At 67.8% G+C, this 22,418-nt stretch carries 21 protein-coding genes; 9 read left to right on the top strand and 12 right to left on the bottom strand.

The window, feature by feature from the left end:
* Positions 1-8 precede the first annotated feature (8 nt).
* The 6 genes from OG300_RS06585 to efeB all read left to right on the top strand — a co-directional run bounded on the left by OG300_RS06585 (position 9) and on the right by efeB (position 7,551).
* Entirely contained in the window at positions 9-1,331 is a 1,323-nt protein-coding gene (locus OG300_RS06585) for a hypothetical protein (protein ID WP_405493181.1), read from the top strand.
* Positions 1,332-1,480: 149 nt separating this feature from the next.
* Complete coding sequence (locus tag OG300_RS06590; RefSeq protein ID WP_405493183.1) at positions 1,481-1,900, top strand: hypothetical protein; 420 nt, start codon at positions 1,481-1,483, stop codon at positions 1,898-1,900.
* A 162-nt stretch (positions 1,901-2,062) separates the two neighbouring features.
* Complete coding sequence (locus tag OG300_RS06595) at positions 2,063-2,890, top strand: ParA family protein (RefSeq protein ID WP_405493185.1); 828 nt, start codon at positions 2,063-2,065, stop codon at positions 2,888-2,890.
* 95 nt (positions 2,891-2,985) lie between these two features.
* Positions 2,986-4,029: an AraC family transcriptional regulator gene (locus OG300_RS06600; RefSeq protein WP_405493187.1), complete on the top strand. Its 1,044-nt coding sequence runs from the start codon at positions 2,986-2,988 to the stop codon at positions 4,027-4,029.
* Between the two features lie 20 nt (positions 4,030-4,049).
* On the top strand, positions 4,050-6,113 hold the full coding sequence (efeU, locus tag OG300_RS06605) for an iron uptake transporter permease EfeU (protein ID WP_405493189.1): 2,064 nt from the start codon (positions 4,050-4,052) through the stop codon (positions 6,111-6,113).
* A 205-nt stretch (positions 6,114-6,318) separates the two neighbouring features.
* On the top strand, positions 6,319-7,551 hold the full coding sequence (gene efeB, locus OG300_RS06610; RefSeq protein WP_405493191.1) for an iron uptake transporter deferrochelatase/peroxidase subunit: 1,233 nt from the start codon (positions 6,319-6,321) through the stop codon (positions 7,549-7,551).
* Here the strand turns inward: efeB and OG300_RS06615 are convergent.
* The 5 genes from OG300_RS06615 to OG300_RS06635 all read right to left on the bottom strand — a co-directional run bounded on the left by OG300_RS06615 (position 7,485) and on the right by OG300_RS06635 (position 12,219).
* On the bottom strand, positions 7,485-8,525 hold the full coding sequence (locus OG300_RS06615; RefSeq protein WP_405493193.1) for a helix-turn-helix domain-containing protein: 1,041 nt from the start codon (positions 8,523-8,525) through the stop codon (positions 7,485-7,487). The genes efeB and OG300_RS06615 overlap by 67 nt on opposite strands.
* Positions 8,526-8,590: 65 nt before the next feature.
* Complete coding sequence (locus tag OG300_RS06620) at positions 8,591-9,139, bottom strand: hypothetical protein (protein ID WP_405493195.1); 549 nt, start codon at positions 9,137-9,139, stop codon at positions 8,591-8,593.
* Positions 9,136-10,275: a hypothetical protein gene (locus tag OG300_RS06625; protein WP_405493197.1), complete on the bottom strand. Its 1,140-nt coding sequence runs from the start codon at positions 10,273-10,275 to the stop codon at positions 9,136-9,138. The genes OG300_RS06620 and OG300_RS06625 overlap by 4 nt, the downstream gene beginning before the upstream one ends.
* Before the next feature lie 43 nt (positions 10,276-10,318).
* Complete coding sequence (locus OG300_RS06630) at positions 10,319-10,771, bottom strand: FixH family protein (protein WP_405493199.1); 453 nt, start codon at positions 10,769-10,771, stop codon at positions 10,319-10,321.
* Positions 10,771-12,219, bottom strand: a complete 1,449-nt coding sequence (locus OG300_RS06635; RefSeq protein ID WP_405493201.1) for a hypothetical protein — start codon at positions 12,217-12,219, stop codon at positions 10,771-10,773. The genes OG300_RS06630 and OG300_RS06635 overlap by 1 nt, the downstream gene beginning before the upstream one ends.
* Before the next feature lie 194 nt (positions 12,220-12,413).
* On the opposite strand from OG300_RS06635, the gene OG300_RS06640 reads away from it, so the two are divergent.
* Entirely contained in the window at positions 12,414-13,964 is a 1,551-nt protein-coding gene (locus tag OG300_RS06640) for an amino acid permease (RefSeq protein ID WP_405493203.1), read from the top strand.
* A gap of 1 nt (position 13,965) precedes the next feature.
* On the opposite strand, the gene OG300_RS06645 is transcribed toward OG300_RS06640, so the two are convergent.
* The 7 genes from OG300_RS06645 to OG300_RS06675 form a co-directional block, all read right to left on the bottom strand.
* Complete coding sequence (locus OG300_RS06645) at positions 13,966-14,730, bottom strand: 3-oxoacyl-ACP reductase (RefSeq protein ID WP_405493205.1); 765 nt, start codon at positions 14,728-14,730, stop codon at positions 13,966-13,968.
* Between the two features lie 48 nt (positions 14,731-14,778).
* Complete coding sequence (locus OG300_RS06650; protein WP_405493207.1) at positions 14,779-16,140, bottom strand: aldehyde dehydrogenase family protein; 1,362 nt, start codon at positions 16,138-16,140, stop codon at positions 14,779-14,781.
* Positions 16,137-16,874, bottom strand: a complete 738-nt coding sequence (locus OG300_RS06655) for a gamma-glutamyl-gamma-aminobutyrate hydrolase family protein (RefSeq protein WP_405493209.1) — start codon at positions 16,872-16,874, stop codon at positions 16,137-16,139. Before OG300_RS06655 ends, OG300_RS06650 begins: the two co-directional genes overlap by 4 nt.
* On the bottom strand, positions 16,855-18,225 hold the full coding sequence (locus tag OG300_RS06660) for a glutamine synthetase family protein (protein ID WP_405493211.1): 1,371 nt from the start codon (positions 18,223-18,225) through the stop codon (positions 16,855-16,857). The genes OG300_RS06655 and OG300_RS06660 overlap by 20 nt, the downstream gene beginning before the upstream one ends.
* A 77-nt stretch (positions 18,226-18,302) precedes the next feature.
* A complete protein-coding gene (locus OG300_RS06665) occupies positions 18,303-18,689 on the bottom strand; it encodes a hypothetical protein (RefSeq protein WP_405498487.1) in 387 nt (128 codons plus the stop codon).
* Positions 18,690-18,826: 137 nt separating this feature from the next.
* A complete protein-coding gene (locus tag OG300_RS06670) occupies positions 18,827-20,212 on the bottom strand; it encodes an FAD-binding protein (protein ID WP_405493213.1) in 1,386 nt (461 codons plus the stop codon).
* A gap of 45 nt (positions 20,213-20,257) precedes the next feature.
* Positions 20,258-21,037, bottom strand: a complete 780-nt coding sequence (locus tag OG300_RS06675) for an alpha/beta fold hydrolase (protein ID WP_405493215.1) — start codon at positions 21,035-21,037, stop codon at positions 20,258-20,260.
* Between the two features lie 120 nt (positions 21,038-21,157).
* On the opposite strand from OG300_RS06675, the gene OG300_RS06680 reads away from it, so the two are divergent.
* Both OG300_RS06680 and OG300_RS06685 read left to right on the top strand, forming a co-directional pair.
* A complete protein-coding gene (locus OG300_RS06680) occupies positions 21,158-21,556 on the top strand; it encodes a hypothetical protein (RefSeq protein ID WP_405493217.1) in 399 nt (132 codons plus the stop codon).
* 85 nt (positions 21,557-21,641) lie between these two features.
* Positions 21,642-22,337 carry an isochorismatase family protein gene (locus OG300_RS06685; RefSeq protein ID WP_405493219.1) on the top strand — a complete coding sequence of 232 codons (696 nt, stop codon included), beginning with the start codon at positions 21,642-21,644 and terminating at the stop codon, positions 22,335-22,337.
* Positions 22,338-22,418: the final 81 nt, after the last annotated feature.

The following is a 22,418-nucleotide window of genomic DNA, read 5'->3' on the forward strand; positions in this document are numbered from 1 at the left end:
CTCGGGTCGTGCGGGGGATCCAGTACGGGCTGATGGCGGGGCCGGATGCTTTCGCGCCGATGGTGCGGGAGCTGAGCGCCGGTGGGGTGCGGGTGTTCTTCTACTGGTCGCAATTGGAGCCGGAGCGGGGGCGCTACGACTGGGCGGCGGTGGATGCGGCGCTCGCACAGGTGGACGCGGGCAGCGAGGTGTGGTTCACGGTGACCGCGTCCTCGCCATGGGGATCGACACGAGCGACCGATTGGCTGCCCGCCTCGGCACCGTACGAACCCGAGGTGTTCGCCGCCATGGTGCGGGCGCTGGTCGCGCACTGCGCGGGGCGGGTTAGGTTCTGGCAGTGCGAGAACGAACCATCCAATGCCCTGTTCTGGGCGGATTCGGCGCAGGAGTACGCACGGCATCTGGGGGAGTTCCACGACGCGGTGAAGAGCGCCGACCCGCGCGCCGAGGTGGTACTCGGTGGGTGTTCGCCCGGGGTGTTCGCCGATCTCGACGCTCCGGAGCCGGAGCGCGAATTCATGCTGCACGTCATGGGATCGGCTGCCGAAAGCTATGACGTCTTCGACATCCACCTCTACGGCGACCCCTATCTGGTGCCGACCATGATCGAGAACGCCCGCGCCGCCATGCGGGCCGCGGGTGATGAGAAGCCTGTGGTCGCGGGCGAATACAACGGCCCGCTGCTGGTGCAGTACCCCGAACTGTTCGCCGAACTCGGGGACGTGTTCGCCGCGGACCCGATGAAACCGTGGCACACGGTGAGCGTCGCGGATGTCGAATCGGGCCGCGCCATCACGCCGGGCGTGCACGCCGCCATGGAACGGCTCTACGCCCGCATGTCCGAATTGCCGCTCACCCTGCAGATGTTCATGGTCGGCTGCCCACCGGAGGCCGAGGCGACCTGGCATCACCGCAATGCCGACGATCTGGTGATCCGCAATATCCTCGCCCTGGAATCCGGACTCGACCGCACCTTCTGCTGGCAACTCAGCCCCGAGACCCCGCAACCGCAGGATCCGTATTCGTTCCTGGCCTTGCTGTTTCAGAAGTTCGCGCTCTTCGGCTACGACGAGGCGCAGCGACCGGTCAAGCATCCGGCGGCGAAGGCGTTCGCCGAGTTGGCCTTTCGGCTCGACGGCGCGAAGTCGGTGCGCCGGATCCCGGTCCCCGGCCGCCCCGATGCCTACCTGTTCGATCTGGTCGGCACCGAATGGCAGGTCGGCTGGCTGCGCCCGCAGGATCCGGCCGTCGAACCCGAACCGCTGATCTGCGGCAATATCAAGGTCGGCGTGAGCCCGATCTATCTGCGGGCGGGGGACTTATCGGGGTAGTCCGAATGGTCGGGGCTCGAATCCGCATCCTCGGAAAATGAGCTGCGCTGGGTCCGCAGAATCATATATTTCCGCAACTCACCTCCGAAGATGCGGAAACGTGCTCGATTCGGCCACTGACCGGTCTCGCACGTACCTACTCTGGGGGAATGAGTGCGAAGGAGCTCCCATCCGATCTGGTGGCCGTGATCAGCCGCTACCGGCTCGCCTTTCTGGTCAGCGTCGGTGACCTGGGACCGCACACCACGCCCCAGCAGCCGATCCTCGAATCCGATCGTTTCCGCATCGCCGCACCCGGGCCGGTGACCTGCCGCAATATCGTGGTCAACCCGGCGGTCACGCTGCTGTACCCGCCGAGCGCATCCGATGAGCACGCGCTCATCATCGACGGGCACGCCACCCTGCGCGACTACGATCTCGAAATCGTTCCCACCCACGCGGTGCTGCACCATGTCGGGGTCGCCGCCTCGGAACCGCAGCGCTGTTCGCACTGCCGCCGTTTCAATCTCGCGCCCCCGGCCGTCTTGAGCGGTTCGAATGCTGTTGAGGGAGTGGACCGGACAGGGTAGCTGCGGCTAACGCTCCGCGTCGCGACATGCGCAAGGTCGCGAACCGAATTGTCGCCGGTATTCACCCGAGAAGTACTGAGGGACAGCCGAAATCGTCGACGTGAGCAAGGACTCAGCGTGACGTGTTGATCACCGGCGGCCTCGAGCGGCTAGCCTGGCGACATGTTGGCAAACGATGCGGAACGCGGTGGGACGCGCGATGCGAGCGCCTCGCAGGGCGCGGCGCAGGTCGTTGCGCTGTGCAATCAGAAGGGTGGCGTCGGAAAGACCACCTCCACTATCAATCTGGGTGCCGCGTTGGCCGAGTCCGGTCTGCGCGTGCTGCTCGTCGATCTCGATCCGCAGGGCGCGCTATCGGCCGGTTTGGGTGTGCCACACCACGATCTGACCGTCACCGTCTATGACCTGCTGGGCCGCAACGCCCCGTCCATCGATACGGTGCTGGTCAAGAGCGGCGTCGAGAACATGGACCTGCTGCCCAGCAATATCGACCTGTCGGCCGCGGAGATCCAACTGGTCAACGAGGTCGGCCGCGAGCACGCGCTGCGGCGGGTGCTCGATCCCATCCGGGACCGCTACGACTACATCCTCATCGACTGCCAGCCTTCGCTTAGCCTGCTCACCGTGAACGCGCTGGCCTGCGCGGACGGCGTGATCATTCCGATGGAGTGCGAATTCTTCGCACTGCGCGGCCTGGCACTGCTCACCGACACCATGGAGAAGGTGCAGGAGCGGCTCAATCCGGGCCTGGATCTGTACGGCATCGTGATGACGATGTTCGATCCGCGCCTGCTGCATTCGCGTCAGGTGATGACCCGGGTCGCGGAGATCTTCGGCGACAAGCTCTACAAGACGGTCATCTCGCGCACCGTTCGTTTTCCCGACGCGAGCATCGCGGGCGAACCGCTCACCACCTGGGCCCCGAAATCGCGCGGCGCGGAGGAGTACCGCGCACTGGCCCGCGAGGTCCTCGATCAGTCCCGTCGATGAATCACCGGCGTTGTGCCCCACGGGCGCGCTGCACTTGATATGTTGCGCGCGCCCGTCTGGGCCAGTTTGCTGGAAGTCGACGAGGACTGCGCACAATGTTGGACTGGGATCTACCGAGAACCACCTCGAGCGTGCACATCTTGGCGGGAATCGCCGAGGAGCGGGGGATGGGGGTGGTGGAATGCCTGGCGGGAACCGGGCTGCCCGCCGGAGCGGGACGCGCATCGCATGCGAAGGTGACTGCGCGGCAAGAGCTTTCGGTGGTACGCAATCTGGTCGGCCGCTTCGGCGGTGAAGCGGGGCTGGGGGTCGAGGCGGGCCGCCGCTACCGCGTCTCCCTGCACGGACCGTGGGGACTGGCCCTGCTCAGCAGCCGCACCCTGCGCGACGCGGTGCAGGTGGCACTGCGATATGTGGAGTTGGCCTTCGCATTCGGACGCCTGCGGCTCGAGGAGACCGGCGACGAGGCGCGGCTGGTGTTCGACGATCAGGAGACGCCCGAGGATGTGCGGGCGTTCCTCACCGAACGGGTGCTCTCCGGCATCCAGATGCTGGCGCGGGCCCTGTTCGAAGCCGGTATTCCGGTGCGCCGCTTGAACTTCCGCCATCAGCGGCCCCGGGATACCACGGCGTACCGCCGCGTCTTCGGAGTCGAGCCGGACTTCGGCGCGGCCTCGAACGAGATGAGCTTCGACCGCGGTCACCTGGATATGCCGCTGCCGCAGGCGAACGCGGGCGTCCGCGCCGCGTGCCAGCAACTGTGTCGTGAGCTTTTGGCGCGCAGACACGCTCGCAGCGGGGTAGCCGGTTCGGTGCGGGACCTGCTGGTGCGCGATCCCGGTGAGATTCCGGATCAGGCGACCGTGGCGGCCGGGCTGTATATGAGCCCGCGCACGCTCTCGCGGCGACTCAACGACGAGGGCACGTCTTTTCGCGCGTTGCTGGATGAAGTCCGGCAGTTGCTGTCGGAGGAACTTCTCGATCGCACCGATATGACGACCGAGCAGGTGGCGGCCCGGTTGGGCTACGCGGAGGCGGCCTCGTTCATTCGCGCGTTCCGGCGCTGGGAGGGTTGCCCGCCGCAGGAGTACCGAAGTCGCGGCGCCCGATGCCGTTTGGTGTCTGGATCCGTTATGTAGGAATGCCTTACCTTAATCGAGTGAGCTGGGCTGAAGCGGTACCGAACCTCCTGATCTGTCTGCGGGAGGGCCTGGAAGCCGGTCTCGTGGTCACCATCCTGCTGGCCGCGGTGCGCAAGCTCGCCACCCCCGAGCGGCCGGTGTCCGCGGCGCCGGTGTGGTTCGGCCTGCTCGGCGCGGTCTCCGTCGCAGGCAGTTTCGCCGCGGTGCTGACGTATTCGACGGCGGTGCTGTCGAGTTCGGCGCAGGAGGCGGTCGGGGGCATCCTGAGCGTGCTGGCCGTCGGACTGGTCACGGCCATGGTGTTCTGGATGCGCCGCACTGCCGCCACCATGTCACGGCAACTGCGCGGAGAGGTGTTGCGCGCCGGAGCCTTCGGCGCGGGCGCGCTCGCGGTGACCGCGTTCCTCGCCGTCGGCCGTGAAGGCCTGGAAGCCACCCTGTTCGTGTGGACCGCGGTCAAGGCGGCGGGTTCGACCCTCGCGCCGCTGCTGGGGGCCACCCTCGGCTTGATCGCGGCGATCGCGCTGTGCTGGTTGCTGTTCCGTCAGGCGATCCGGTTGAACCTGGGTGTCTTCTTCAACCGCACCGCCCTGCTACTGCTGGTGATCGCGGCGGGCGTGCTGTCCTACGGACTGCGTGACCTACAGGACGCGGGCCTGCTGCCCGGCTCGCACTGGGTCGCCTTCGATATCTCGCAGCAGGTGGACCCCAACTCCTGGTGGGTGTCGATCATCACCGGTATCACCAACCTGACGCCGAAAATGACTGTGCTGCAAGTGGTCGCGTGGCTGGTGTACCTGGCCGTCGTGATCCCGGTCTTTCTGCGGGCAGGCAAGACCGCCGCCGCAACGGCGGTTCCCGAGGCGTCGGCACCGGCCGATCCAGGTCCGGACTGGTGGGATCGCATTGCGGGACGACGCCTTTCGACGGTCGCCGCCGTCCTGGTGCTGGTCCCGGTGCTGGCGGCCGCGGCGGTGATCGCGTTGCTGCCCTCGAAGCGGGCGGGGTCGGTCGACGCGGTCTCGGTGAGTGCGAATTCCTGTGCTCCGGAATGGACTTCGGCGCACGCGGGCGTGCACACCCTGTCGATCCACAACAAGACCACCGTGGCCGGTGAGATCACCCTCGTCGACGCCTCGGGCGCCATCGTCGGGGAGATCGAGACCCTGGGTCCGGCCACCACCGCCGACCTGACCGCCACTCTCGGCGGCGGCGACTACACCGTGCGCTGTCTGCTGTCGGGAAAGGAAGCCACGGTCTCGCGCACCGTGACGGTCAACGGCCAGGTATCCGACGCGCCCGTGGCGGTGAAACGGGTCTCGGCCGACGATCTCACGGGTCCGAACAACGCATATCAGACCTACGCGAGCCAGTCTCTGACCAGATTGAGCACGGCTGTCGGTCACCTCGGCGACGACCTGCGCGCGGGCAATATCCCGGCGGCGCAGGCGGATTGGCTCACCGCGCAGCAGGAATGGGAGCGGGTCGGCGCGTCCTACAACAGCTTCGGCGACAAGGGCACCGCCGTCGACGGCCTGCCCGGTGGTCTCGCCGGTGGCGTCACCGACCCCGCGTTCACCGGCCTGCACCGCCTCGAATACGGGCTCTGGCACGGTCAGACGGCCGCCGAACTCCTGCCCGTCGTGACTCAGCTCGGCACCGATATCGCCGCGGTGCAACAGAATCTAGGCAGCGACGACCTCGCCGGTGACCCCACCAACCTGTCCCTCCGCGCCCACGAAATCCTCGAAGACGCACAGCGCGACCACCTTTCGGGCGCGGACGACCAGGGCGGCGGCGCGGCCTACCCACTGACCATGGCCGATATCGACGTCACCCGCGCGGTACTCGACGCCCTCGGCCCCCTGCTCGACGCCCGCGCACCCCAACTCCGCACCCAACTCGCCACCCGCCTCGACACCTTGACCACCGCCCTGCTCGCCACCCGCGCCGGTACCACCTGGCGTCCGCTCGACCGAACCCCCCGCCCGCTGCGCCAAGCGGTCGACGCCGCCCTCGGCGCGGCCCTCGAACAGCTCGCCCAGGTCCCCCGCCTGCTAGAAGTGCCCATCGCCCACTGATATTCACCGTCAACCGCCAGCTACTTCCGCCGCTACACACTGCCTGGAGCTCGCTTCCCAACCGCACTCGACAGCCCGCCGGTATCGCCCGCCCCTATTTCATGCTCATCGGATATCTGCCTTTCGCCGCCACACCCTGCTCGAGCGGTATCCGCCCCGCTCCCACTACTCACCGTTGTTCGCTCGACAGCTGGAAGGGGCCGACATGTCCGTCAGCCGCCGCCGATTTCTCTCCGGCGCTGCCGCCGGGGCCGCAGGCACCGCCTTGACCGCGGGGCTGCTCGTCGAGGGCGGACGGGTGGACGCTGCTGCCGTCACGAGTCCGGATGCCTCGGCGGCCAGTCATCCCTTTCACGGCGCGCACCAATCCGGTGTTCTCACACCGGGTCCCGCCGCGAAGCAGAGCGCGGCCTGTTTCGCCGCCTTCGACGTCACGGCTACCGGGCGTGACGGGCTCACCGCGCTGATGAAGACCCTCACCGATCGCGCCCGCGCCCTCACCGCGGGTGGTCCCGCCGCGGACGCCGGACTGGGCTACCCGCCCTCCGACAGTGCGGTGCTGGGTCCGGACATTCCGGCCGACGGGCTCACTGTCACAGTCGGATTGGGCGCGAGTCTCTTCGACGACCGGTTCGGACTGGCCGCCGACGCCCCGAAGCACCTCACCCCCATGAAGGTGTTTCCCAATGATGCCCCGAACCCGGCCTGGACCCACGGTGATCTGCTGATCCAGCTGTGCGCCAACCATCCCGACACCGTGCACCACGCGATCCGTGACCTGACCCGCCAGACGCGCGGCGCGCTGCAACTGCGGTGGAAGATCGACGGCTACAACTCTCCGGCGCGGCCGTCCGGTACCGGTCGTAATCTGCTGGGGTTCAAGGACGGCACGGCCAATCCGACCGGTTCGGATGCCGAAGCGCTGATCTGGGTGGATGATCCGGCCGAACCGGCCTGGACGCACGGCGGCACCTATCAGGTGGTGCGGGTGATCCGCATGCTGGTGGAATTCTGGGATCGGGTCTCGATCGACGAGCAGCAGAACATGTTCGGCCGCCGCCGCGACTCCGGCGCACCCCTGGACGGCAATGCCGAATTCGACACCCCCGACTTCGCCGCCGACCCCAAGGGCTCGGTCATTCCGCTGGATTCCCATATCCGCCTGGCCAATCCGCGCACCGACGACACCGCCCGCCAGCGCCTGCTGCGCCGCTCCTACAACTACGACCAGGGCGTGGAGACCAACGGCAATCTCGCGGCCGGGCACATCTTCTCCTGCTATCAGCAGGACATCGCCCGGCAGTTCGAGACCATCCAGACCCGCCTGATCGACGAGCCGCTGACCGACTACGTGCAGCCTTTCGGCGGCGGCTACTTCTTCGTGCCGCCGGGTGTGACCAACGAACGCGACTGGTACGCGAGCGCCCTGCTGGGCTGAACCGCCGGCTCGGGCGGCCGCTGCGTGGCCCGGAATTCGCCCGGGGCCATACCGGTTTCGGCCCGGAAGGCCCGGTAGAAGGTGCGCTCGTTGGCGAACCCGCAGGCGGCGGCGATGGACCCGATGCGCCAGGCGGGCTGATCGACCAGCAGCTGCCGCGCGTGCTCGAGGCGCAGTCGCCGCACCAGCAGCCGCACCCCGCCGCTGGGCTCGGTGACCCGCTGCAGGGTGCGCCGCGAGATGAGGCATTCACGCGCCACCTGTTCGGCGCTCAGTGAGCCCTCGGTGAAATGCTCACGCAGATAAGCCAGCACGCATTCGTAGGTGAGATCCGCGCTGGGCCGTTCGCCCCCGCTGCCGAACGCCATCGCGGAGAGCAACAGATTGGTGCCGTGCCGGGTGAGCAGACCCAGGTCTTCATCGGGCTGCGGCGGCAGCTTGGCGAATCGGTAGAAGTATTGCGCCAGTACCGAACCGAAGCCACCGGTGGGTAGCTTCAGCGGATAGCGCAGCCGTTCGGCGAACACCGCCTCGGGCAATCGGCTGCGATCCACCGCCACCTCGCGGGGGATCTGCACGATCACCTTCTCGCAGTAGTCACCGACCAGCATTCGATTGGGCTGCAAGGTGTCCACCAGCGTGATCGAGCCGGGTTCGAGCCGCACCACCGTGCCGTCGTGCTCGAAGAGGCTCGAGCCCGCCACCGTGACGACGGCCAGCAGGAACTGGTCGTCGCTGCGGGAGATGTGGCGGGGCGTGCGCTGCGCCAGCTGCGGCCCGCCCGCCCCGATGGTGAGGGTGAAATCGGAGTCCGCCACGGTCGTCAGCAATCTCGCGTGGAAGGGGCGATCGGAGACCGGGTCGATGGACGCCGGCACCACCGACGAGCTGACCAGTGCCTCCCAGTAGGCGAAGGTTTCCCGCAGGTCGACCCCACACGTGGAAATCTCGTATCCCGCGGCCCCCTCGCTCACCCTGTCCACCCTAGGCTCACCGGCGCACCCGTCGTCGGAGAATCCGGCAACTGGAAGGCAATCCGCTACACCGGCTGTGCGACCCGCAGCGCCGGGCGGGTGCGCCGCCAGGCGTAGGTGAGGAAGGCGATCAGCCCGAACAGCGGCAGGCTGCTGATCGCCCAGCTCACCCCCAGCGGCGGGCCGGGCTGCTGTAGCACCGCGAGATTGCGCAGTTCGCCCTCACCGTGCCCCTGCGGACCGTCGATGGCGAACCGGAAGGTCCAGTCGCCCTGCTTGTCCAGCGAGCGGACGTCCAGTCCCCACACCTCGCGTTTGCGTGGATGCCGCGACAGCGGTTCGGTGCGGCGCACCTTGCCGCCGGGCTGCACCTCCGACAAGGTGCCCGACTTGTCGGCGATGCCGCCGTCGGGGATGAAGGTGAAGTCGAGCGATTGCATTGCGCGCAAAGGCCATTGACTGAAGCCGATGGTCAGGTGATACGGCCCGGCCTGCACATCCTCGGTGTGCACGATATCGACCGGCTGATACGCCGAGGCGGTGCCGGAGGTCAGGGCCAGCAGCGCGATAGCCGCGAAAACCGTTGTGAGGGCGGTGAACAGACGCTTCGTCATGCGGGAACCTCCGTGGGAGATGCGGTCAGACGCAGCATCGCGCCGAAGCGCTGACCCAGGAGGCCGCCGAGTGCGCCCAGCGCGGCCCCGGCGACGGTGGTGGCGATGATGGTCGCGGCGGGACTCAGGTGCGAGTCGTAGATCAGGATGTTCTGCACCGGAGCGAAACCCGCCACGATCGCCCCGCCCAGCGCACCGGTGAGGGCGGGCAGGAACCGGGCCGCGCCGGCGGCGACCGTGCCGGGTTCGGTGCGCCGCAGCAGCGCGTCGATCACCAGGCCGACCGGTATCAGGCAGAACGGAATCAGCGCGGGCGTCGCCGGAATGGCCCGGATGTGTTCGCGCATGGGCAATCCCACGGCATCGGCGTAGGTGCGGGCCGCCCACGGCGCGAACCACCAGAAGACCGCCTGGATCGCGGACCCCGCCACCGCCACGATGGTCGCCCCGCCCCGCAGGAACCCCGCACCTACCACCAGCAGCAGAATCACCATGAACGCGGTCACAGCCACGGTCCAGCGCACGGTTCCGGTGCTGAGCCGCTGCACGGCCAGCGCGGTCACGGTGCTCGAGGTCAGCAGATGGGCGAGGGAGAACAGGGCACCGAGCCGTCCCCAGCGCCGATCACGCACGGCGGCGAACACGATCACCGTGCCCACCGAGGTCACCGTGCTGGACAGGAACAGTCCGATGTGCGGCGGCGAGTCGATGACGGCGTCGAAGCCGTAGAGGCTGTGCCACCACAGATCCCACAGTCCGAACAGCAGGAACGATGCCGCGCCCAGTGCCGCGACCATGTACCCGAGCGGTGCGGTGAAGGTCCGGCCGAACACCCCGATCCCCGGACCGCCCAGCGCGCTGTCGACCCGTCGACCCGCCCGCCCCGCGCTGGAGGTGACGAGAATGACCGCGAGACTGACGAATCCGGCCACCGCGGCGCTGGCGTAGATGAACAGGTGCGGCAGCGTGAAGAAGGTGTCGGGCCCGACATCGGAGTGCCACTGGATATCCCAGGTGGAACCGATGGCGAAGGTCAGGCTGGCCGCGAACAGGATCGACGCGGGTAACCAGGGCCGGATGGTGATGGGTGCGGTCGCGACGGCGGTGAGCCCGCGACCATTGGCGGTGAGGTCCATTGGCTGGTGATCCTCTTCTATTCGAATTCAGTTGGACTGCATGTCAATTGGCTTGCACGGAAAAGGTGGCGGTACCGGCGCCCTGCGGCCCCGACAACTGCACGGCCACCTCCCACTGACCCGGCATCGGCAGGTTCACGGTGGCCCGATAGTGGCCCGGCGTGACGGCGGTGGCGGCGATCGGGGGCACGGCATGCCCCATCTGCGGCATCGCGGGATCCACAGAAACCCGCTGCGGCGTAGCGGGATCCCCCTGCCTGGTGGTGATGTCGAGATCCACGGTGTTGTCCCCGGTGCGGGGTGAGCCGTCGCCGACTCGCAGGGTGACCTGATACGGCCCGGCGGTCATCCGCTGCGCCGACTCTCCGCCGCTGGACGGCCACAACCACCAGATCAACAGGCCCGCAACGACGACGAGAACCGCAGCGATCGGCACCAGCCGTCGTTTCGGGCGTCGAGAATCGGCAGTAGCCGCGACGGGTGCTGGTCCGGTCATCAGGGTGCCTCCGGTCGGACGTCGACCGTGGCGGGCACGGTCAGGACGGTGTAGCCGCGTTCGGCCTGTGCCCAGACCAGGTAGCGGCCGGGGAGGGGGAAAGTGAAGGTGAAGGCCACGTTCGGGCCGTAGGCGGCGACGGTCTCGTCGGGGGATTGCGCGCCGACGGAGGGGAGCGGGGCCATGGCGTGCGCGTGCGCCCAGATCGGGGCGGTGGCTGCCGCGGTGCCGGTCGGGACATTGTCGGGGAGCGGGCCGACGGCGATGAGGTGACCGAGCATGCCGAGCCAGGGTTGCAGATTCGCCGGTCCGCCGAGTGCTGCGGTGAGCGTGGCGGGGGTGCCCGCCACCGGGCTGTCGACGGTGAGTGTGGCTGGGGGAGTGGTGGATCCGGACCCTGCGGGCAAGACCGGAGCGGGCGCGGCGGCAGCATCGAGGTGAATCGCCGAGCGCAGCAGCTGCACACCGCCACCGCGCCGGGCGATCTCGGCGGCGACGGCGTAGTCACCGGGAGCGGTGGGTGTGAACTCCAGTCGGAATTCGCCCGGCGCGACCCGGATCGGGTGGCGATGCCAGAACTGTCCGTCGGGTCCCACGATCATCAGGTGCAGCAACGCGTCGTCGGCGACCAGCAGATCGTCCACGGGTCGCCCGGTGGCCGAATCGGTGAGCGACAGTTGCAGTTCGGTGGCCTGCCCGGTCGCACGGGCGTGCACGGTCAGATCCGCCGGTGGCCGTGAATAAGTCGTGGTCAGCGGCAGATCCCGCTCCGGATACGGGCTGCCGATATTCCCCGAGGTGGGGTCCAGCAGGCTCCCGGCCGCACGTGGTTGCGGTGCGCGCGAGGACAACACCGCACTCGTGGCCCCGACTGTGAGCGCGATGATCAACCCCACCACCGGCACCAGCGTCACCCAGCCGCGGCGCGATATCAACGCCGTGCCCAGAGCGATCAGCAGCAGCGCCCCGGCTGCGAAGAATCCGCCATAGGCCGCCCGCTCCCAGGGCGTGACAACCTGCGCCGCGACCAGGAAGGGGATGCGCGCGGTGCGCTGCCCGTCCGACACCGTGAGTTCCCAGGGCCCGGCGTGATCGACGTGCAGCGTCGCCGGATACGGACCGGGTCGATCACCGAGTTGCACCGTCGTGGACGAGTTTTCACCATTGCGGTCGGTGGGCGCGGCCGTAAGGGTCAGCGTGCCCGGCGCGGTCCCCGCATGGGTGACCACATCCACGCTCAACGGACCCGGCACCGGTTGCGCCCGCCGCACGATGACCGTGAGCTCACGATCCCCCAGCGACTGCGCCACCGACTGATCCCCGCCGCTGGTCATCCCGTCGGCGCGGGCCGGGGCGGCGGTCACCACGACCAGACCGAGCAGGTACGCGCCGAGCACGCACGCCATCAGGCGCGCGCCTCGCGAGCGAAAGGTCAGTGACTGCCACACTGTTTCGAAGCTACCGAAATTCCCCGGCCGCCGAATCCCACCTGTGGGGGATACCGATCAGGGTCCGTCTCAGGGTGAGACACACTGAGCGGACGCCCAGTTTGCGCAATGGCGCCGCGTTCGACCTGCGCCTACCGCACACTGAACACCTGGCAAACGCCGTGTGAGGGCGGCGTTTTCACTCGGGAGCGCGCATGAGCGAAATCCAGCAGCAATCCGACGACGAACGCCGCCTCGCGGAACTCGGCTACAAACAGGAACTCGCCCGATCGTGGTCGGGATTCTCCAACTTCGCCATCAGCTTCACCATCGTCTCGATTCTCACCGGCGGGCTGGCCAGCTACGGCATCGGCCTGGCCAACGGCGGCCCCATCACCATGGCCTGGGGCTGGCCGCTGGTGTCGATCATGGTGCTGTTCGTCGGCCTGGCCATGGCCGAATTGGCCTCGGCCTACCCGACTTCCGGCGGCCTGTACTGGTGGGCCTCGGAACTCGGCGGCCCGGTGTGGGGCTGGTTCACCGGCTGGTTCAACCTGATCGGGCAGATCGCGGTGATTGCCGCCATCGATTACGGCGCGGCCATTTTCACCACCGTGGTGCTGAATGTGATCGGCTGGGACATCGGCACCGACCGCACCGCCATCTTCCTGGTGTTCGCCGGAATCCTGGTGCTGCACGCGGTATTGAACGCCATCGGGCCGCATATCTCGGCGGTCATCAACAATGTGTCGGCGTGGTGGCATGTGGGCGGCGTGGCGATCTTCGTGCTGGTGCTCGGCATCGGCGCGCATCACCATCAGAGCGTGACGTTCGTGTTCACCCAGACGGTGAACAATTCGGCCATCGGATTCGGCGGGATCGCGGTCAGCTTCCTGCTCGGATTGCTGCACGCGCAATACACATTCACCGGATACGACGCCTCGGCGCACATGTCGGAGGAGACCCACGACGCGTCGCGAATGGCGGCCAAGGGCATCATCAACACCATCATCGTGTCCGCGGTCGCGGGCTATCTGCTGATCCTGGCGGTGACCTTCGCGATCCCGAACCTGGACGACGCCCTGGATCCGACCAAGAACAGCGGCTACCCGGTCGTCTACATCCTGCAGAACTCGCTGAATACGTTCTGGTCCGGGCTGCTGCTGATCATCGCGGCGGTCGCCCAGCTGTTCTGCGGATACGCCTCGGTGACGGCGGCCTCGCGCATGCTGTTCGCGTTCTCCCGCGACGGCGCGGTGCCGGGATCGGCGCTGTGGGCGAAACTTTCGGCCCGCCGGGTGCCGGTGAACGCGGTGCTGTTCATCTCCGTGTTCGCGTTCATCCTGCTGATTCCCTCGATGCTGGTTCCGGCCGACAAGGCACCGACCGCCTACGCCGCCGCCACCTCGGTGGCCACCATCGGGCTCTACATCGCCTACGGCATCCCGGTGCTGCTGCGGCTGCGCAACGGCAGCCGATTCCGCACCGGCCCTTGGCAACTCGGGCGCTGGTATCTGCCGGTCGGCATTATCGCGCTGCTGTGGATCGTGTTCATCAGCCTGCTGTTCATCCTGCCCACCGATGAGCGCGGGTATCCGTGGAACAGCCAATTCACCTGGGACGCGGTGAATTACGCGCCGATCACCCTGGTCGTGGTGGTGGGTGCGATCGCGGTGTGGTGGCTGGCCTCGGCCCGGCGCTGGTTCACCGGGCCGAAGCGCACCGTGGAGGACGCGCCGGGGGACAAGGCCCCCGCCGAGGCCTGACCTACAGCGGGGTGACGTACGCCCCGGAGATGCCGCCGTCGACCAGGAACTGTGAGGCGGTGATGAACGAGGAATCGTCGCTGGCGAGGAAGGCCACGGCGGCGGCGATCTCCTCGGGCTCGGCGAATCGGCCGACCGGAATGTGCACCAGTCGCCGCGCCGCCCGCTCGGGGTCCTTGGCGAAGAGTTCCTGCAGCAGTGGCGTGTTCACCGGTCCCGGGCACAGCGCGTTGACCCGGATGCCCTGGCGCGCGAACTGCACGCCGAGTTCGCGGCTCATGGCCAGCACGCCGCCCTTGGAGGCGGTGTAGGAGATCTGCGAGGTGGCCGCGCCCATCACGGCAACGAAGGACGCGGTATTGATCACCGAGCCCTTGCCGCGCTCGAGCATGTGCTCGATGGCGTACTTGCTGCACAGGAAGACCGAGGTCAGGTTCACCTGCTGCACTCGCTGCCAGGCTTCCAGACCGGTCGTGAGGATCGAATCATCGTCCGGCGGTGAGATTCCCGCGTTGTTGAAGGCGATGTCGAGCCCGCCGTAGGTGTCGACGGCGGTCTGGAACAGCGCCCGCACCTGGTCCTCGTCGGTGACGTCGACCTTCACGAACAGTCCGTCCACCGCGGCGGCCGCGGCCTCACCCGAGGTGGCGTCGATATCGGCGATGACGACCTTCGCGCCCTCCTGGGCGAACCGCTTGGCGGTGGCGAGGCCGATGCCGCTGCCGCCGCCGGTGACGACGGCGACCCGATCCTGTAAGCGCTGCAACGTATCTCCTTCTGATCGATCGGTGGGCGGGGCTGGCGGTGGGCAGAGCTATTCGGTGGCCAGGAAGACGTTCTTGGTCTCGGTGAAGGCGCGCGCGGCGTCCGGGCCGAGCTCACGACCCAGACCGGACTGCTTGTAGCCGCCGAACGGCGTCCAATACCGCACGGAGGAATGGGAATTCACCGACAGGTTCCCGGCCTCGACACCGCGGGCGACCCGCAGCGCGCGGCCCACGTCGTTGGTCCAGATCGACCCGGACAGCCCGTATTCGCTGTCGTTGGCCAGTCGCAGCGCGTCGGCCTCGTCCTCGAACGGCAGCACCGCGACGACCGGTCCGAAGACCTCCTCGGTGACAATGCGGTCGCCGGGCCCCGACGGCAGTACCACGGTGGGCGGGAACCAGAAGCCGGGTCCGTCGACCCGGGTGCCGGTGAAGGCGATCTTGGTGGACGGTTCCAGGAAGCTCGCCACTCGATCCCGGTGTGCCGCGGAGATCAGTGGACCCATCTCGGTGTCGGCGTCGGCCGGATCGCCGACCCGCACACCCTGTACGGCAGGTTTCAGCAGCTCCAGGAAGCGGTCGAAGACACTGCGCTGCACGAGGATTCGCGAGCGCGCGCAGCAGTCCTGCCCGGCATTGTCGAACACGCCGTAGGGGGCGGTGGCGGCGGCCTTCTCCAGATCGGCGTCCGCGAACACGATATTGGCGCTCTTGCCGCCGAGCTCGAGGGTCACCCGCTTCACCTGCTCGGCGCACCCGGCCATGATCTGCTTGCCGACCTCGGTGGAACCGGTGAACACCACCTTGCGCACCGCCGGATGGGTGACGAAGCGCGCGCCGACCACCGAGCCGCGGCCCGGGATCACCTGGAAGACGTGTTCCGGCAGACCGGATTCCAGTGCCAGCTCGCCGAGGCGGATGGCGGTCAGCGGTGTCAGATCGGCGGGCTTGAGGACCACCGTATTGCCTGCCGCCAGCGCCGGACCGAATCCCCAGGCGGCGATCGGCATCGGGAAGTTCCACGGCACGATGATGCCGATCACGCCCAGCGGCTCACAGAAGGTGATGTCGACACCGCCCGCCACCGGAATCTGGCTGCCCAGCAGGCGTTCCGGCAGTCCGGCGCTGTAGTGCAGTACATCGCGGACATTGCCCGCCTCCCAGCGGGCATTGCCGATGGTGTGCCCGGCATTGCTCACCTCGAGGGCGGCGAGGTGTTCGAGATCCGCGTCGACGGCCTCGGCGAAGCGACGCAGCAGCCGCGCCCGATCCCCGGGTGCGAGGGCGCGCCAGGCGGGTAGCGCCCGCTGCGCGCGCTCGATGGCGGCGTCGGTGGCCGCCTCGTCGGCCGATTCGACCGTGGCCACGACCTTTTCGGTCGCGGGGTTGAGCACCTGCGTGGTTGTCACCGCTCGCGTTCCCTTCCGTATGTTGCCGCCTGCTCCACCAGGGCTCGCATCAGCCGGTGGTCGGTCGCGTTCTCCTCGGGATGCCACTGCACGCCCAGCAGGAATGCGCCGGTGCGTGCCTCGACCGCTTCGATGGTGCCGTCCGCGGCGTGCGCTGTCGCGTCGAGTTCCCCGGCCAGCACGTCGATGGCCTGATGGTGGTGGCAGTGCGCCTTCACCTCCGGTCCGGCGATCTCGGCCACCCGGCTGCCCTCGACGGTGCGCACAGTGGTGACGGTGAAGACGCCGGGACTGCGGGAATGGTCGGTGTGGCCGACCACGTCCGGAAGGTGTTGCACGAGCGTGCCACCGAGCGCCACGTTCACCAGTTGCAGGCCGCGGCAGACCGCGAGCACCGGCAGTCCGGCGGCCCGCGCCAGCCGGAACAGGCCGAACTCGGAGTCGTCGCGGTCCAGGCGGGTGCCGCCGGTCGCCGGATGTCGTTCGGCCCCATAGCGTTCCGGGTCCAGGTCCGCGCCCCCGGTGAGCAGCAGTCCGTCGAGGCGGTCGATGGTTTCCGGGTACGCGGTGCCGGTGGGGGGCAACAGGATCGGGATGCCACCGGCCTGCACGGTCATGTCGATGTAGGTGCGCGAGAGCACCGCGGCATCGACATCCCAGTGTCCGAAGCGCGTGCGCTCGTTGTAGGTGGGCAGGCCGATCAGCGGCCGGGTCTCAGAGTCGTTCGAAGCCACGCACGCGCTCCCAATCGGTGACGGCGGCGTCGAAGGCGTCCAGCTCCACCTGCGCCGCATTGCGGTAGTGCCGCACCACTTCGTCGCCGAAGGCCTTGTGGGCGATCTTGCTGTCCCCGAACAGCTGTGCGGCGTCGCGCAGCGTGTGCGGGACGCGTGGGCGCTGGGAACGGTAGGCGTTGCCGTGGAACTCCGGTTCCAGGGGCAGGCGCTGCTCGATGCCGTGCAGTCCGGCCGCGATGGTCGCCGCGACCGCCAGGTACGGGTTCACGTCGCCGCCGGGGACGCGGTTCTCGAAGCGCAGCGACGGGCCGTGTCCGACGGTCCGCAGTGCGCAGGTGCGATTGTCGCGGCCCCACGCCACCGCGGTGGGTGCGAAGCTGCCGGACTGGAAGCGCTTGTAGGAGTTGATGTTCGGAGCCAGCAGGTAGGTGAACTCGCGCAGGCAGTCCAGCTGCCCGGCGATGAAGTGCCGCATCAGCGCGGAACTGCCGTCCGCGGCGTCCCCGGCGAACACCGGTTTACCCGCCGAATCGCGCAGGCTCAGGTGGATGTGGCAGGAATTGCCCTCGCGCTCATTGTATTTGGCCATGAAGGTGATGGCCCGGCCCTCCTGGGCGGCGATCTCCTTGGCTCCGGTCTTGTAGATGCTGTGGTTGTCGCAGGTGACCAGCGCCTCGTCGTAGCGGAAGGCGATCTCGTGCTGGCCGGGATTGCATTCGCCCTTGGCGGACTCGACATACATTCCCGCGCCGGACATCTCGTTGCGGATGCGTCGCAGCAGCGGTTCGATGCGGGCGGTGCCGAGCATCGAATAGTCGACGTTGTACTGGTTGGCGGGGGTCAGCTCGCGGTAGCCGCCCTTGAAGGCCGACTCGTAACTGTCGTCGAACACCAGGAATTCGAGTTCGGTGCCGACGTAGGCGTGCAGGCCGTGCGCGGCGAGGCGGTCGAGCTGTGCGCGCAGCACCTGGCGTGGGGACGCGGCCACCGGCTGTCCGGGGCCGTGCTCGTTGACCTGCTCCACATCGCAGAGCACCAGCGCGGTCGCCGGTTGCCACGGCACCAGCCGCAGCGTGCTCAGGTCCGGTCGCAGCACGAAATCCCCGTAACCGGTGTCCCACGACGACATCGCGTAGCCCTCGACGGTGCTCATCTCCACGTCCACGGCGAGCAGGTAGTTGCACGCCTCGGTGGCCGCATCGAGCACCTCCTCCACGAAATACCGTGCCGAGCAGCGTTTTCCCTGCAATCGGCCCTGCATATCGGTCATCGCGACCAGCACCGTGTCGATCAGACCCGCCTCGACCCGCTGCACCAGATCCGTAACGCTCAGCATCCCGGTTCGCATGGGAACCCCTCTCGCCTCGACTCGATCAAGCTAAGCGAACCCGCCACCCGCGCGTGCCCGAATTGCCGACCCGCGCCCTACTCGATCAAATCCCGCAACCAGCGCGGCCCCACCGTTTCCGCGCCCAATGCCTCCACCCGGGCCCGCAACTCCCGATCCGCCGTCACCACCGTGATGGGTCCGGAGCCCAGCACCTCCGCCACCACCCCGACGATCGCGTCGTCGCCACTGCCGTCGGCCAGCACCACGCGCAATCCGCCGACATGTCCGGGAGCGGGCACCGCGGCCCGCGCCGCACCCTCGAGCACCACGATCACCCCGGCGGCGCCCAATCGCTCCGGCAATCCCGCCATCCCGGCCACCAGCTTTCGGGCGGCACCCGCGCGATCGCGCCACCATCCATCCGGTCGCGACCCCACCACATTCGCCGCATCCACCACGACCCACCGCCGCAAGTCCGCCACCCGCACAGTGTCCACTGATAAGTCCTCCACGCTCCGGAGACCCGCCGCCCGGTGCGCCGCGCGCCCGGCCGCCGTTTCGGGCGACCGGGCGAGTAGTGCTGTGCGAACTACGTTCTCGTTTTGTGGCGCTCAGTGTGTCAGCGGGCGGCGCGGCGCGAAGCGTTCCCGGTGAGATCGAGGCGACGGGAAAGATCCGAGACGAAGACACCTTCCGGATCGATGGCGTCGCGGGTGCGCCGCCACTCGTCCAGGCGCGGGTACATGGCGCGGATCATCTCCGGGGTGGTGCGCGAATCCTTCGCGAAGTAGAGGCGGCCACCCGCGTCCAGGACTCGCTGATCGAGGCGGGCGCAGAATTCGCCCAGGCCCGGCCTCAGCGGAAAGTCCAGGCTCAGCATGAATCCCGGCTGTGGCCAGGACAGGGGCGCCGGATTGGCGGGGCCCATGCGCTTGAACACGTTGAGGAACGAGCGATGCGGTGAGTGCGCGATGGCCTTGACAGTTTGGGCCAGTTGGACTTCCGCGCCGAACGGCATCGAGAACTGGTACTGCAGGAAGCCCCGGCGGCCGTAGGCGCGATTCCATTCCCCGAGCAGGTCCAGGGGGTGATAGAACTGCGTCAGGTTCTGGATGCGGCCGCGCGCTCGCTGCGGAATGATGCGGTAGACGGCCTCCGATGCGATCCGGGTGGTGAGGTCGTTGACCATCCCGTTGGGGAAGATATCCGGCATCGTAAGCAACTGCGGCGCATCGAATTTCAAGGGATTTCGGCGTAACCTCGGCGGCAGCTGATCCAGGGTGGCCAGCGAACCGCGGCTGAATCCGGCGCGTCCCAGCCTGGAATCGATGCTGATGGTGTCGGGCACCGACATCGAGTACTCGTAGCCGTCGTCCGAGCCGCCCGCGAGCAGCTCCATCGTCTCGTCGAGGTTGTTCGTGCGGTCGTTGTCGACGATGAAGTACGCGGATTCGGTGTGCTTCATGCGAACTCGCGCCCGCACCACGATGCCGGTCAGGCCCATGCCGCCGACCGTCGCCCAGAACAATTGCGACTGCTCACCGTCCGGCGTGAGCGTCCGGACCTCTCCGTCGGCCGTCAGCAGGTCCATCGACACCACGTGATTGCCGAAGCTGCCGTGCGAATGATGGTTCTTGCCATGGATATCGGAGGCGATCGCGCCGCCGACGGTCACCTGCCGCGTCCCCGGCAGCACCGGCACCCACAGCCCCTGCGGCAGCACCGTGCGCATCAGGGTGTCCAGACTGACGCCCGCCTCGACATCGACCACGCCACTGTCGGGATCCACGTGATGAATACGGTCCAGCGCCGTCATGTCCACGACGATCCCGCCGCCGTTCTGCGCCGGATCCCCGTAACTGCGCCCCAGCCCTCGCGCGATGATGCCGCGCGGTCCGGCCGTCCGCACCGCCTCCGCGATGGTCTCGACGGCGGGTGTCGAAATCACCTGCGCGACAGACGCCGCCGTGCGACTCCAACCGGTCAATGGGCGCTGATCGATCACCGATCCCCCTCTAGCGAAATTCACCCCGCCCACCGTAGCGGTTGCTCACAGCTCGTCGAGGAATTCCCCCACCGCCTTGGCGAAACCGTCCGGGTCGCCGGCGTACACGAAATGGTCGGTGTCGAGCTCGACCATGCGGGTGCCCGGCCGCCGCGCGACCATGGCGTCGGCCTGCTCGCGCGGGATCACGCCGTGGGCGGCGCGGATGAGCAGCGCGGGGGAGGAGCTGGCCGTCCAGTCGGCCCAATGATCGCCGTGCACAAGGTTTTCGGAGGCGACGATATCGCTGGGATGGAACGGCAGACTCCAACTGCCGTCGGCCCGCTCCCGCACGAGTGAACCGAAGTGAGCGGCCATCGGCCCCAGCGCGTCGACGAGTTCCGTGCGCGTGGGCGCCTCGTACGGCAATTGCTCGATGAACTGCAACGGATTGTGGCCATCCAGACCGAGACTGACCGGACCGTCCGCATCGACGAACGCCGTCACCCGCTCGGGATGACGCGCAGCGAACTGATAGGCGTTGATCCCGCCGAGCGAATGCCCCACCAGCACAACACTATCCAGATTGAGATGGTCCAGCAGCGCCTCGATGTCGGCGACATATCCGGCCCGCGTGTACTCGGCGGCCCGATCGGAATCCCCGTGCCCACGCTGATCCAGCGCGATAACCCGCCACCCCGCCCCCAACCGCCCCGCCAGCCCCGCGAAACTCTCCCCATCCGACATATGCCCGTGCAGCGCCACCACCGCCCGCCCGGCACCCCCGAAGTCCAAGTAGGACAGCTTGCGTCCGTCGATCTCGAAACCTTCTCGCATGGCGTGCATTTCATTCTCCTTCGCTGTCCGACAACATCAACGTAGCCCGCGTGAGACAAATGTGCAAGACAAATGTCTCAAACGAGCGTGCATGTCGGATCGCCGGTCATCAAGGGCGATACTGAGCCAATGGCGTTCATGGTCAACGGCTACCGCCTCAGATCACTCACCAAGGACCCTGCGGCAGTTCAAGATTCGCTGCACCGCCTGGCCGAGGTGCTCGCGGCCGCGCGAGACCACATGGCGCACATCGGCCGCCAGCACCTGGCCGATCAACTCGCGGACCTGACCGACCGTCTGCAAACGATGGGCGAGTCCATCGACACCGCCTTCGATCGCGACTTCCGAGCGGTAACCGACGCGGCCGCAACCGCGTGCGTGGAGGCCGCCGGCCCGAACGGCATGCAGTCCCCGAACAACCCGAACGGCCCGATCTACTGGGAACTAGCATGGGCAATCGTCCACGTCGTCACCATCCGGGTCGGCGGCGTCTGCGCCATCGAACATTCCACCGGCGACCTCAGCTGAGCCTTTCGCCGGTGGGACGACATCGACGCTCTGGACGAGACCTGACAGAACCGGATTCGCTCCCCGCACCGACTTGAAATACTCGATGGTTGTGGACGCCGACACCACCTCTTCCGCCCCGCGAATACACAACTGGCGCATAGAACCACGCGAGTACACCCGCCAGGAATCCCAACGCGGCCGCCGCTTCGCCTACCCGAACCTCGACCCGCGCGCCACCGCACTGGTGGTCATCGACATGGTTCCGTTCCACGTCGCCGACAACACCTACTGCCGCGGCATCGTGCCCAACATCAACAGCTTGGCCGAGGAACTCCGTTCCGCAGGTGGACTCGTAGCCTGGGCGCTACCCGACACCAGCCCACCGTCACCATCCGCGATCGAGTTATTCGGCCCCCGAACCGCCGAAACCTACAGTGCATCAGGCGGTTCCGGCCCCCTTCCGCAACGCCTCTGGCCGGAGCTGAAGGCCGAGCCGAACGACCTGTACGCAACCAAGTCCGCCTTCAGCGCCTTCTTCCCCGGCCGCTCACTGCTGCCCGCCCTGCTCGAACAACGCAACATCGACACAGTCCTCATCACCGGAACGGTGACCAACGTCTGCTGCGAATCCTCCGCCCGAGACGCCGCCACCCGCGGCCTCCGCGTAATCATGATCGCCGACGCAAACGCCGCCCGCCGCGACCAAGACCACAACGCCACCCTCCACACGATCTACAGATCCTTCGGCGACGTCCGCCCCACCCCCGACCTCCTGGCGATGATCGACCACCCGCGATGAATCGCGCTGAGTCAGAGCCGAATCAGCATGTCAATCAAAAGTGTGACCCGGCCTATCCCTACAAAGTCACCTGCTGCCAGT

The organism is Nocardia sp. NBC_00511, from assembly GCF_045161165.1.
In the GTDB taxonomy this organism is placed as follows: domain Bacteria; phylum Actinomycetota; class Actinomycetes; order Mycobacteriales; family Mycobacteriaceae; genus Nocardia.

Bases quoted from the DNA above. Each gene is read 5' to 3' on its own strand.
- OG300_RS06630 (WP_405493199.1), bottom strand. From the start codon at position 10,771: ATGACCGGACCAGCACCCGTCGCGGCTACTGCCGATTCTCGACGCCCG.
- OG300_RS06595 (WP_405493185.1), top strand. From the start codon at position 2,063: ATGTTGGCAAACGATGCGGAACGCGGTGGGACGCGCGATGCGAGCGCC.
- OG300_RS06660 (WP_405493211.1), bottom strand. From the start codon at position 18,225: ATGCGAACCGGGATGCTGAGCGTTACGGATCTGGTGCAGCGGGTCGAG.
- OG300_RS06640 (WP_405493203.1), top strand. From the start codon at position 12,414: ATGAGCGAAATCCAGCAGCAATCCGACGACGAACGCCGCCTCGCGGAA.
- OG300_RS06675 (WP_405493215.1), bottom strand. From the start codon at position 21,037: ATGCACGCCATGCGAGAAGGTTTCGAGATCGACGGACGCAAGCTGTCC.
- OG300_RS06590 (WP_405493183.1), top strand. From the start codon at position 1,481: ATGAGTGCGAAGGAGCTCCCATCCGATCTGGTGGCCGTGATCAGCCGC.
- OG300_RS06620 (WP_405493195.1), bottom strand. From the start codon at position 9,139: ATGACGAAGCGTCTGTTCACCGCCCTCACAACGGTTTTCGCGGCTATC.
- efeB (WP_405493191.1), top strand. From the start codon at position 6,319: ATGTCCGTCAGCCGCCGCCGATTTCTCTCCGGCGCTGCCGCCGGGGCC.
- OG300_RS06625 (WP_405493197.1), bottom strand. From the start codon at position 10,275: ATGGACCTCACCGCCAATGGTCGCGGGCTCACCGCCGTCGCGACCGCA.
- OG300_RS06685 (WP_405493219.1), top strand. From the start codon at position 21,642: ATGGTTGTGGACGCCGACACCACCTCTTCCGCCCCGCGAATACACAAC.
- OG300_RS06600 (WP_405493187.1), top strand. From the start codon at position 2,986: ATGTTGGACTGGGATCTACCGAGAACCACCTCGAGCGTGCACATCTTG.
- OG300_RS06680 (WP_405493217.1), top strand. From the start codon at position 21,158: ATGGCGTTCATGGTCAACGGCTACCGCCTCAGATCACTCACCAAGGAC.